12 protein-coding genes are annotated in these 12599 nt (G+C 32.2%); 7 read left to right on the top strand and 5 right to left on the bottom strand.

Annotation, left to right across the window (positions count from 1 at the left end; all coding sequences use genetic code 11):
* Positions 1–122: 122 nt before the first annotated feature.
* The 4 genes from BLV37_RS03680 (at position 123) to BLV37_RS03665 (ending at position 4684) form a co-directional block, all read left to right on the top strand.
* Positions 123–1823 carry an FAD-dependent oxidoreductase gene (locus BLV37_RS03680; RefSeq protein ID WP_091727438.1) on the top strand — a complete coding sequence of 567 codons (1701 nt, stop codon included), beginning with the start codon at positions 123–125 and terminating at the stop codon, positions 1821–1823.
* A gap of 139 nt (positions 1824–1962) precedes the next feature.
* Complete coding sequence (locus BLV37_RS03675; protein ID WP_091727435.1) at positions 1963–2748, top strand: ABC transporter permease; 786 nt, start codon at positions 1963–1965, stop codon at positions 2746–2748.
* A gap of 27 nt (positions 2749–2775) precedes the next feature.
* Positions 2776–3840: a taurine ABC transporter substrate-binding protein gene (locus BLV37_RS03670; protein ID WP_091727433.1), complete on the top strand. Its 1065-nt coding sequence runs from the start codon at positions 2776–2778 to the stop codon at positions 3838–3840.
* A gap of 58 nt (positions 3841–3898) precedes the next feature.
* Positions 3899–4684, top strand: coding sequence for an ABC transporter ATP-binding protein (locus BLV37_RS03665; RefSeq protein ID WP_091727430.1), 786 nt, complete (start codon positions 3899–3901; stop codon positions 4682–4684).
* Between the two features lie 117 nt (positions 4685–4801).
* On the opposite strand, the gene BLV37_RS15410 is transcribed toward BLV37_RS03665, so the two are convergent.
* Positions 4802–5335, bottom strand: coding sequence for a YeeE/YedE thiosulfate transporter family protein (locus tag BLV37_RS15410; protein ID WP_091727427.1), 534 nt, complete (start codon positions 5333–5335; stop codon positions 4802–4804).
* A gap of 22 nt (positions 5336–5357) precedes the next feature.
* The gene (locus tag BLV37_RS15405) at positions 5358–5999 is read right to left on the bottom strand and encodes a YeeE/YedE thiosulfate transporter family protein (protein ID WP_091727424.1); all 642 of its coding nucleotides are present in this window, start codon (positions 5997–5999) and stop codon (positions 5358–5360) included.
* Between the two features lie 218 nt (positions 6000–6217).
* On the opposite strand from BLV37_RS15405, the gene BLV37_RS03650 reads away from it, so the two are divergent.
* Entirely contained in the window at positions 6218–7114 is an 897-nt protein-coding gene (locus tag BLV37_RS03650) for a LysR family transcriptional regulator (RefSeq protein WP_091727423.1), read from the top strand.
* Here the strand turns inward: BLV37_RS03650 and BLV37_RS03645 are convergent.
* The 3 genes from BLV37_RS03645 to BLV37_RS03635 form a co-directional block, all read right to left on the bottom strand.
* Positions 7111–7323 (bottom strand): sulfurtransferase TusA family protein, encoded by a 213-nt coding sequence (locus tag BLV37_RS03645; protein WP_091727598.1) that lies wholly within the window; start codon positions 7321–7323, stop codon positions 7111–7113. The two genes, BLV37_RS03650 and BLV37_RS03645, sit on opposite strands and share 4 nt — an antisense overlap.
* A gap of 188 nt (positions 7324–7511) precedes the next feature.
* Complete coding sequence (locus BLV37_RS03640; protein ID WP_091727420.1) at positions 7512–8741, bottom strand: metallopeptidase TldD-related protein; 1230 nt, start codon at positions 8739–8741, stop codon at positions 7512–7514.
* An 11-nt stretch (positions 8742–8752) separates the two neighbouring features.
* Positions 8753–10090: a TldD/PmbA family protein gene (locus BLV37_RS03635; protein ID WP_091727418.1), complete on the bottom strand. Its 1338-nt coding sequence runs from the start codon at positions 10088–10090 to the stop codon at positions 8753–8755.
* Between the two features lie 341 nt (positions 10091–10431).
* Between BLV37_RS03635 and BLV37_RS03630 the strand changes: the two genes are divergently transcribed.
* A complete protein-coding gene (locus BLV37_RS03630; protein WP_091727415.1) occupies positions 10432–11739 on the top strand; it encodes a putative DNA modification/repair radical SAM protein in 1308 nt (435 codons plus the stop codon).
* A gap of 1 nt (position 11740) precedes the next feature.
* A complete protein-coding gene (locus tag BLV37_RS03625) occupies positions 11741–12487 on the top strand; it encodes a TIGR03915 family putative DNA repair protein (protein WP_091727412.1) in 747 nt (248 codons plus the stop codon).
* The last annotated feature ends 112 nt before the right edge of the window (positions 12488–12599 follow it).

The following is a 12599-nucleotide window of genomic DNA, read 5'->3' as shown; positions in this document are numbered from 1 at the left end:
TTTATGCAAACGTTTTATTATAAATTTAATACAGATAGACAACCTAATTTTTTATTAAATTCACATATTGGATTTCTATTTCTGTTATATAAGAAAACAAAACCATAAAGGAGGAAAAGATTATGAGTAAAAGAATTTTAATCGTTGGTGGAGTAGCAGGGGGAGCTTCTACTGCTGCTAGAGCAAGGAGAATTGATGAGTTTGCTGAAATAATCATGTTTGAAAGAGGACCTCATGTATCATTTTCAAACTGCTGTTTACCAAATCACTTAAGTGGCATGATAGAAAACAGTGATGATCTTGTACTTATGTCTCCAGAACAATTTAAAAATCAATACAATATTGAAGCAAGAGTAAATAGCGAAGTTATTAAGATTAACAGAGATAAAAAAACTATTACAGTTAAAGACTTACAATCAAATAAAGAGTACGAGGAAGCATATGATAAGTTAGTATTATCTCCTGGTGCTAATCCTATAGTCCCTAAAATTGATGGCTACAATAAATCACATGTATTTACAGTAAGAAATGTTATTGATATTGACAAATTAAACAGATATGTAAGAAGTGGCAAGGTAAAGGATATAGCAGTAATTGGCGGAGGATTTATTGGTGTAGAAGTAGCAGAAAACTTACAGTTATCAGATTTAGATATTAATGTAACCTTAGTAGAAGCAGCAGATCAAATAATGGCTCCATTTGATTATGATATGGTTCAATTACTTCATAAAGAAATGATGGAAAAGGGGGTTAATTTAATTGTAGGAGATGCAATAGCAAAGGTTGAAGATGAACATATAGAACTTGCTTCAGGTAAAACAGTACCGGCACAAGCAGTAGTTATGGCAATAGGAGTAAGACCAGAGACTACATTGGCAAAAGAAGCAGGACTTGAAATAGGAGAAACTGGTGGAATAAAAGTAGATCATAATTATTTGACAAATGACAAAGACATTTATGCAGTAGGAGATGCTATTGAAGTATATAATAAGCTAACTCACTCTAAAACAAGACTTGCACTTGCAGGACCAGCTCAAAGGCAAGCGAGAGCTGCTGCAGATCATATATATGGAATTCCACACAGAAATACTGGTGTTATTGGCTCTTCATGTGTGAAAATATTTGACATGAATGCAGCATCCACTGGATTAACAGAGAAAGCTGCACAAAAAGCTGGAATTCAATATGATTTTGTTTACATTATCCCAGGAGATATTGTAGGATTAATGCCTGAAAATAGTCAATTCCACTTTAAACTAATATATGAAGTTCCAACAGGCAAAATATTAGGAGCTCAAGCTATAGGAAAGGGTAATGCTTCTAAGAGAGTAGATGTTATTGCAGCTATGATTATGATGGGCGGAACATTAGAAGACTTAAAAGAACTAGAATTATGCTATGCCCCAGCATTTAGTACTGCAAAGGACCCAATAAACCATGCTTCTTTAGTAGCATTAAACATATTAAATGGAAGATTTAGACAAGTTCCAGTTACAAAGGTAAGAGAGTTAGTAGAGAGCAATGCTTATATTATAGACGTAAGAGAAGTAGATGAATATGAAGAAGGTCATTTAATTAATGCAATTAATATCCCATTAAGTGAGATTAGAAATAGAATTTCAGAAATACCAAAGGATGTACCAGTGTATCTACATTGTCGTTCAAGCCAAAGAAGTTATAATGCTATTATGGCATTACAGAATATGGGATATGACAATCTATATAATATTTCAGGATCTTTCCTAGGTATTTGCTGCTATGAGTATTTTAATGACCAAGTATCAGGAAGAGATAAAATAGTAACTGAATATAACTTTAATTAGATTATTTCTATATAAGGTAGATTAGTTTAACAGCTAATAAAAACCTTGTAGGCAAAAGACTTACAAGGTTTTTATTTACACACAAAGGAATATCTTTTTTTCATAATACAAAATGAGAAAAAGAGGAGGAGAAAAGGAAATGAAAGAAAAAAACAGGAAAGTGAAAAGCTCAAAAAAATTAACTATTGCAACTTGGATAGTAATATTAGGGATTTGGTATTTTGTAACTAAACTTAATATGGTACAGTCAGTATTAGTGCCATCACCATATGAGGTATGGAATAGTTTTTTGAATATACTAAAAGATGGCTATAATGGGACTTCTTTAATGATGCATTTAGGTATTAGTTTCAAAAGACTGTTCGTTGCTTCATTCTTTGCTGTATTAACTGCAATACCTCTTGGATTGTTAAGCGGGTATTTTGAAAAAATTAGGGCAGTTGTGGATTCAGTAATTCAGTTTTATCGTCCTCTTCCGCCACTTGCTTATTATACCTTGCTTATACTATGGTTTGGGATAGATGAAACATCTAAAGTTACGTTATTATATTTAGCTGCTTTTGCTCCCATATATATTGCATGTGTTTCAGCAGTTACTAAAATTAATCAAGACTATATACTAAGTGCCGAATCGCTAGGAGCAAGCCACCGAAATATTTTCTTTCATATAGTATTACCTGCTAGTATGCCTGAAATATTTACTGGGCTTAGAACCGCAGTAGGAGTAGCTTATACTACTCTAGTAGCTTCAGAAATGGTAGCAGCCACTTCTGGAATAGGCTGGATGGTTATTGATGCATCTAGGTATTTAAAAAGCAATGTAATGTTTGTAGGTATTATAATCATGGGTATTACAGGCATTTTAATAGATGCAGGCTTAAAATTTTTAGAAAAAAAGCTTGTGTATTGGAAAGGTTATGTTTAATTATTAAGAAAAGAGAGGTAGTGAAAAATGAGAAAATCCATGAAGGCTTTAGCTTTAATTATGTTGTCAGGTGTTTTAGTTCTTTCATTGATAGGCTGCGGCAACAATTTAAATGTTTCTGGTCAAGCAAAGGGGCCAAACACATCTTTACCAAAGCAAATAAACTTTGGAATTTTAAGAGTTCCAAATGATGAAACTATAGCGATTTCACAAAAGATATTTGATAAGTATTTTACGGAAAAAGGTATCAAGTGCAACTTCATTGTTTTTGATTCAGGAGTAGAAGCTAACAAGGCATTTGCATCAGGAAGCATTGATTTTGCTTCTATGGGACATACCAATGCAGTAGTAGCTTTAGCTACTGGTTTAGATGTAGAGTTAATATGGATTCATGAAGTTCTTGGAGAAATAGAAGCTTTAGCAGTAAAGAAAAGTTCCAACATTAATAGCATAGAGGATCTTGCAGGTAAGAAAATAGCTACTCCTTTTGCATCTACATCTCATTATAGTTTATTAAATGCACTTAAAAATGCAGGAATTGAAGATCAGGTAGAACTTTTAGATATGCAGACAGTAGATATTGTTGCAGCATGGGAAAGAGGAGATATTGAAGCAGCATATACTTGGCAGCCTTCACTAGGGAAAATATTGAAAGATGGCAAGGTAATCATAAATAGCGAAGAAATGGCAAACCAAGGTTATGTAACAGCAAACACAAAATTAGTTAGAAAAAAATTTGCTGAACAGTATCCTGATTTAGTTGCTTCTTTCATTGCTTGCTTAGCTGAAGGCTCAAAGATATACAGAGAAAATCCAAATGAAGGAGCTAGTTTTGTAGCAAAAGAGCTTCAAATTGAAACACAAGATGCCTTAGAACAGATGCAAGGTGCTATATGGCTATCACCTGAAGAGCTAATAAAAGAACAATATTTAGGCAATTCAAATTCCACTGGTAACTTTGCAATGATTATGAAAGATACAGCAGATTTTCTAGCACAACAAGGTTTTTTAAATAAAGTGCCAATACAAGAAGAGTTTAATAACTTTATTAATCCTAGCTATATAGAAGAGGCTATAAAGATATTAAAATAATTTAAATAGACGAATATTTTAAACAAACTATATCATATTTGCCATGGAGGTGATATAAATGGGGAAAGACGAAAAAAGAGAAGTAATTATTGACGTTCAAAATGTAAGCCTAACTTATGAAACTAATACAAAGCCAATAACGGCTCTAGAAGATATAAATTTACAGATAAAAAAGGGAGAATTTCTGTGTGTATTAGGTCCTTCTGGATGTGGTAAAAGTACATTGCTTAAAATTATTGCTGGATATATAATACCTACAACAGGTTCATGTCTCATGCAAGGAGAACCTATTAAAGGGCCTGATTGGCACAGAGGTGTGGTCTTTCAATCACCCACCTTATATCCATGGATGAGTGTGAGAAAAAATATTGAATATGGTCCTAGAGTGAGGAGCCTACCACAAGATGAAATTAAACGAATAGGACAACATTATTTAGAACAAGTAGGGTTAATAGAGTTTGGAGATAAGGCAACATTTGAGCTTTCTGGTGGTATGAAACAGAGAGTAGCCTTAGCTAGGGCGCTGGCAAATGAACCTGAAGTCATACTTATGGATGAACCCTTTGGAGCATTAGATGCACTTACAAGAGTTAACATGCAGACTTTAATTCGAAATATTTGGAAGGACACTAAAAGTACAATATTTATGATTACACACGATATAGATGAAGCATTATCTCTTGGAACAAAAGTAGTAGTTATGTCTAAAACTCCTGGCAAAATATTAAAGGAGTTTAGCCTTGATTTTACCTATACAGCTATGACTAATAAAAATGGTCGTGTAAAAGTTGGAGAGGAATATATAAAAATCAAAGAGGAAATAGTAGACATAATTAGCCAATGACAATAGATATAATTACTCTTAAGAAATATAGAAAAAGAATTCAAAATAAGTAATCATTTATTTTGGATTCTTTTTATCATATTTAAAATTATTTATTTATAATGACTAATTAAAATATCATAAAAAATATCTAATTATTAGTTTACTGCCTATAATAGCTCCTATAAAAATGAAAAGACCAAAAACCCATCCAGCTAAAGAAAGAGAAGCTATACCACTGTAGAGAGCACCTATATTGCATCCAGAAGCCAATCTAGAACCATATCCCATTAATAGCCCACCTATACAAGCACCAATTATTTGCTTTTTAGATTTAATTTTTCTAAACTTAAACTGAGACGCCATTAAGGCAGAAAGTAGTGCACCTACTATAATGCCTATATTCCTAATAGATTTAGGGTCTTTTAAAAACCCCTCTTGCAAAGTTAATAGAGAGCTTTCCGAGCTGAAATAAAACCAAGAAGATACATTTCCACCAAGGGCCTCATATATCCATGCTCCCCAGTTTGTTAATGTAGAAGAAATTCTCCATGCTTCTCCTGTTACAGCTAAAGTAACAATTTGAAACAAGGACAGAAGAATTGCACCAGTAACATAAGTCCAAGAATTTTTAAACCATTTAAGGTAAAATTTATTATCATTTAGATTCAATTTTATCCCCCCAAATCACACATTAATAGTCATGATTATTTTTAGATTCCCATTTATCAGCTAAAATATAGAGTAAAGCAATAAATAATAATTGTACTAATAAAGCACCGGACCAACCTAAAACATCTGGGAGAAATATTGCCTTAGCTTTCGAAATAAAGGCTTTATCCCACCAGCCATAATCATGTGCTCCCCATAAAGAGCCTATAATAAAGAAAATAAGTGTTAGTATCTGCATTTGAAAGCCTTCTCCAGCTCTCATAAGAACACCTGAAGCACAGCCGCCTGCTAAAACCATTCCTATGCCAAATAAAACACCACCAACTATGGTAGCAAAGCTTATTGGAGCAATAGAGCCTTGTCCAGGAATTGCGTGGTTATTAATATATGCTCCATACTTAATTGCAGTAAAGCCAATAGTTGTTATGGCAAAGGCTATTAGCATTGCTTTAGTTAATGATGTGCCATTAATTAAATAGGGATCTCTTATGGCTGCAGCAAAGCAAAATTTTGATCTCTGAAGTATAAAACCAAAGGCTATACCAGTTAACCAAAAGAAACTGTGGATATCTGATATTGATTGTAAAAATATATCTATAGCTATAATTAAGGCAATAACTAATAGACCAATAGGGATTTGATTTTTTAGATTGTTGCTATTCATAGCATACACCTCGAATTCATTGAGTTATTTCTCATACAGTAAATTTTCGTCACAGGCTAATCGAATTTTATTATTATACCATAAATGCATATTCGACTTATTTAGTGATACAGAAAATACTAAATTACATTTAAATTTGTGATTATTGCTGCTATTTAATTATTTATAATATATAATGTAAATAGTGATATTTATTTACATGAGGAGCTGAGTAGAGAATGAATATAGAGTACCTAGATTACTTTTATAAAGTTGCTACAATGGGTAGTATTTCAAAGGTAGCTAAAAGTGCCCATATATCTCAGTCAGCACTAAGCCAGCAGATTTCAAAACTTGAAGAAGTTTTGGGTTATAAATTATTAGATAGAAGTAATAAAGGTGTTGAACTAACTGACAAAGGACTTATTGTTTTTAAATATGCTGACAATATAGTAAGAACATATGAAGCTATGATAGAGCAGTTACATTTAGATAATGAAAATGCACGAAATATAAAGATTGAGGCATGTTGGTCAATTGCTACCTATTCCTTACCATGTGTTATGTATAAAATTAAAAACAAATTCCCAAATCATAGTTATGAATTAAATCCAAATGAATCAGACTTAATTGAAGAAAATGTTATGAACAATATATGTGATATTGGAGTTATATATAGTAAACCTAAAAACCAGAATCTTTCCTATTATAAAATAGGTATGGATAAAATTGTTCTTGTTTCTTCATCAAATTATAATATATCTGATGAAATTGATTTTAAGGATTTAATTAAATATCCACTTGTATTATTAAATGATAAAATGCATGTTATGGATCCTATAACAAGCAAAATGAAAGAACTAGGATTAATGATAGATAATCTAAAAATTCTATACAATAGCGATTCAGCAGAGTCAGTAAAACTATCTGTACTAAATGAATTTGGTATAGGCTTTTTACCTTACACATCTATAAAAAAAGAATTATACAATAAACAGCTAATGTTAATAAATATTGCAGATTTTTCAATAGAATATGATATGTATTTAATACATGACAAGAAAACAAGAGAAAATAAAGTACTCTACGAATTTGTAGAATATTTTAAGAGTATAGCACAAAAAAATTTATGCTAAGGCTTTACTATGAAAATCTCCCAAACACCATTTATGACTTCTTTATAGGAAATATCATATTTCTTAAAGTTACTCATTACAGACTCAAGGACACAGCTGTGATCTGTCACAACTTTAACCGTATCACCTGAACTCAATGATTTGAGTTCTTTTCGTGTTTTTAAAATTGGAATAGGGCACATATCACCTAGACAATCTATGGTTTTCACAAGACTCACTTCCTTGAAGATTATATATTTAACTGCATTAATTATATCATAAAATGGCATTTATAGTTATAATGAAAAGAAAGTAAAAAAAAGACACCTAGATATGAGACTTCTGAAAAATTCTTGAATTTTGCCTGTTATTCAGTGGTCTCCTAGATATCTTTTTTTTATTACTAAATTGCTATTATCTATATATAATCCACATTTAAATTGAATGCTAAAGCCTTTTGTCCTAATAGCGCCTTATCCTTAGACTTTCCTATATAGTCATCTCCAAACATTGTATATAATTCACCTGAAATAGTAAGCTCAGGAAGCCTTCCTAGAAGCTTTTCGCCATCAGTTAAAAATCCTAGCTGAACAGGCGTACCAAATACTCCTTCTGCTGTAAAGTCACCACCAGAAGCTAGGAGAACTACAATAGCCAGTTGCCCATTTAATAGCTCCTTTAAGGTTTTATTGCTAGATGCTACCTTAAGATTTCTAGCTCCTAAGGATGGAACCTTATCATAATCTGCGGAAGCACTGCCAGTTAAAGGCAGGTTAAATTGAGCTGCAGTCTTCTTATCCGTATATGGAGTTATTATCTTTCCATTTTCGATTAAAGTATATCTATCCTCATTTACAACACCCTCAGCATCAAAGAATTCAAACTCTGTAATATCTTCTCTTTCTGTACTCTGGTATAGTGTAAAGCTGTCGCTAAATTTCTTTTCACCTAAAAAGTCTTTAAATAGAGAAGCGCCTGTACCTATCTTGTATCCGTTCATTTCCTCTAAAATTTTCTTAAGGGGTAGTCGTTCATCATTCTCTAAAAATACCACGGGCTGTTTACCCTGAACAGGAAGCTTAACCTTATTATTGTAAGCTGTTAAAGTTTCTCTTACATTATTTAAGATTTCATTTCTACTATACTCTCTATCTAAAAAGCTTGCAAATGCATCAAAGACGTTTACAGAAGCTTTTTCTTTTATTATAAGTGCTGCTATAACAGCTCTATCTACATGAGTTAGATTGAGTCCTTTATTATTTATTAGTTTAGTTTCAAATTCTTGAATATAGATATTATTTGAAAAAATAAAGTCAGGAAACTCTTCTCTCAATATTTTAAGCAGCTCTTCTACTTCACTTACAAAATCTTCATCAGAAAGAGTTTCTTTTCTATAATCAACTTCTTTTACAAGGCTTGATGAAGGCTCGTAAGGATAAGGTATTTGAAGCTTTAAATTTTCTATTGCTCTTTTTTCAAGCTCAGCCTCATCTGCTTTTCCTACAGCCCCTGCAATACCTATAAAGCCATTTTCATATATTCTGAATCCTGTTTTTGTAATATCCTTTTTTCTGACGGATTTTATTTCTGTTTGAGATATGTTTATGCTTATTTCTTTAAAAGTCTTAATATATTTTTCCTTTACCATTCCTACACCTCCTATTGTACTGTAATATTATTTACTCTTATATAAGGACCACCCATGCCTACAGGAAGAGGCCATTGCTCAAACTTTCCACAGCCTCCTAAAGAGAAGGAAAGAAGCTCCATTTCCTTAGAGATACCATCTATCTCATGAAGAGTTTCCATTACATTACCACTAATAACTGCTATATTAACAGGCTCTGCAATTTTACCATTTCTAATCATATAGGAAATACTAGGTGCTATAGTAAAAGTAGACATACCGGAGCCGTGGTTTATCTCTTCTACTAATATGCCTTCTTTCACCTCTGAAATAAGCTCTTCTTTAGTTTTATCTCCAGCCTCAATATATGTAGAAGTCATTCTCACAATAGGCTCAAATTCAAAATTCAAAGCTCTAGCATTACCCGTAGGATTTTCTTTAAGGGACTCTGCAGTTACACTGCTATGAAGTCTACCAGAAAGGATTCCGTCTTTAATTAAATAGGTTTTATTAGCTTTAGTTCCTTCATCGTCAAATGGTACAAATCCGCTTCCAGGAATATCTCCTCTATCAACTATAGATAAATTATCTACACCTACTTTTTTGCCAATAGTCCATTCTCTCATCATGGTTTCGTCGCCAACCATGAAATCTGCCTCGCTTTTATGTCCAAAGCTTTCATGAGTAAATACTCCTGTTGCAATAGGTGAGAATATTACAGTATATTTCCCAGGCTTTATAGGCTGAGCATGGGTAACATATTCAATATCTCTAGCTATGTTTTTTTCTAGCTTATCATGTAGAGATTTAATTTCATTAAAATCCGTAACAGTTTTATCGTACCCACTGTCTAGGGTTTTACCGTTTACATTCAAGGAATATCTAAATACTACTGCACAAGTCTGATAGTCAAACTTTAAATCTGCTCCCTTACTTGAATAAAATTCCTTAGTAGTTTTGCGGTCAATGTAAATAGCTCTCCACATTTTTATTTCATCTTTATTTTCTATAATTGGGAAGTATGATTTTAGAAGATGGAGTTTTTCTTCTTGACTTACATTCAATATGTCATTTTCCTTAAACTTAAAAAAATCTCCCTTATTAACTTGAAATTTTTCAACTACATGATTTTCCATGATTCTTTCATTTTCTTTAGCCATAAGAGCGAGCGTATTTATTTCTTCCTGTATATTGTCTATATCCGTTGTTGAGCTATAGTACCATCTTTTACCGTCGAAAACTCTTATGAAGCCACCCTTATGGTTTCTCTTTAAATTTTGTCTTAGTTCTCCATTTTGATAGGTAATTTCGCTTACAGAAGCATCCTCTAACCTCACATCTGTATAAAGATTTTTTGGAAAAATATACATCTAATCCCTCCTTAAATACTTTTATTATTAAATGTAGATAAGTATTATCCATAGTGTATGTATGTTTGCTACTATTTTAAATGTAAAACTATTTAGAATTGTTGGATAATGCATTCTTGATTACATATTACTATCAAATATTAATAATGTCAAACTGTATTTTTATAAAATTAATATTTAAAATAAAAATATTAATAAAATTTATTGATAAATTTTAAAGTTCATAAAAATGAAAATTATTCTTAGAAAAATTAAATCAATAAAAAATACCGAACATATGTTCACAAAATTGATGTTTCATGGTAAAATATAGATAGGAAATGAACATGTGGAGTGATACTATGGAAATCCTAAATAAACTTAAAATATTATCAGATGCAGCTAAATATGATGTGTCTTGTTCATCTAGTGGAAGCAATAGAAGTGGAAGAAAGGGAGATATAGGAAGCACTAGTCAAAGCGGCATATGTCATAGCTGGGCAGATGATGGGAGATGCATATCCTTGCTTAAGATTCTTTTTACTAATTATTGCATATATGATTGTGTATATTGTGTGAATAGGGCTTCAAACCATATACCTAGAGCAGCATTTACACCTGATGAAGTAGCAGATTTAACTATCAATTTTTATAAGAGAAATTACATAGAAGGACTTTTTTTAAGCTCTGCAGTATATAAAAACCCTAATTATACAATGGAGCTTTTGACAGACACAGTTAAAAAGCTTAGAGAGGTACATAGGTTTAATGGATACATTCATTTAAAGGCCATACCTGGTGCAGACAAGACTTTGATAGAAAAGGCAGGCATGTATGCAGACCGAATGAGTGTAAATATTGAGCTGCCATCAGATCAAGGACTTAAGCTACTTGCACCACAAAAGAACAAGGAAGCCATTATAAGGCCTATGAATTATATAAACTCAAGAATACATCAATCTATAGAAGAAAAACAAAAGTTTAGACATTCTCAAAGCTTTGTACCTGCTGGGCAAACTACCCAGCTTATAGTGGGAGCTACTAAGGATAGTGATTTAAAGATACTTAGGCTTTCGGAAGCCTTATATAAAGGCTTTAATCTTAAAAGAGTATATTATTCTGCCTTTGTGCCTGTATCTACACATCCAAACCTTCCGCCACTATCTTCTCCACCCTTAGTCAGAGAAAACAGGCTTTATCAGGCAGATTGGCTGCTTAGATTTTATGGGTATAATGCTGCCGAAATACTTAATGATGAAAAGCCAGATTTTGATCTTGACCTTGATCCTAAATGTGACTATGCCTTGAGAAACATAGACATGTTTCCTGTAGAAGTAAATAAGGCAGATTATTATTTGCTTTTAAGGGTTCCTGGCATAGGGGTAAAATCTGCTAGGAGAATAATCTCTGCTAGAAAGTTTGGTAAATTAGACTTTGAACATTTAAAAAAGCTGGGGGTGGTAATAAAGAGAGCTAGATATTTTATAACCTGTGACGGTAAGCATTATGGTATAAAAAGCATGGATGCTTCTGCCATAAGAAATAGCCTAGTCCTCAATGTGGATAAGAAGTATGCTATAGAGTCAGGAGAGCAGATTTCTATATTTTCCCTATATCCACAGTTGCTACCTGCTAACGAAGTTATATCAACTATAACAGGGGAGTTTTAACATGCTACAGTATATTTACGATGGAAGCTTTGATGGACTACTAACAGCCATATATGAAGCTTATTACAGAAGAGAAATACCAGATGATATTTTGTCAGAGGATAATCCTCAGCAAAATCTTTTTATAAAAAAAGTACATATAGAAACAGATCTGGAAAAGGCTAAAAGAGTTTATAATTCAATAAAAGCTAAGATATCGGATTTTGCTTTGCAAAACTGCTTTTATGTTTTTCTTTCTGAAGATGAATACAGGGGAACTGTAATATATAATTATTTAAGGCTTGGGTGGAAAATAGGAAAAGATATAGACTTAAATTTATCGAATGATGCAGTGCTTTTAGTAAATAATATCTCCCAAAAGGTAAGAAAGGAAGTTCATCGAATGCTTGGACTTATTAGATTTAGCCAGCTGAGCAATGGAGTATATTATTCCCAGATAGAACCAGATAATAATATAATAGGCCTTATAGCACCTCACTTTGAGGATAGAATGCCAGATGAATATTGGATTGTTCATGATGTTAAGCGAGAATTAGCTGTTATGTATAATAAAAAAGAATGGGTAGTTAGGGATTTAAATGTCCTAGAAGAGATTAGCTTTATAGACGAAGAGGAGGAATACCAAAGACTTTGGAAAGAATATTTTAATAGTATCGCCATTGAAAATAAAATAAACCCAAGGCTTCAAAAACAACACATGCCAGTAAGGTATTGGAAGCACTTAGTTGAAAAACAAAAGGACTGCTAGTAAAAGCAGTCTTTTTATGTATACATATGTATGTTTAATATATTATAATTATAGATAAAAGATTTGTGATTAAGTATTACTTACCATATTATAAGAATATTAAACAAAATGA

Origin of the sequence: Proteiniborus ethanoligenes (assembly GCF_900107485.1) — a bacterium.
GTDB lineage: Bacteria > Bacillota > Clostridia > Tissierellales > Proteiniboraceae > Proteiniborus > Proteiniborus ethanoligenes.
The sequence above is the reverse complement of the archived record's forward strand: the minus strand, read 5'-3'. Positions and strand labels throughout refer to the sequence as shown.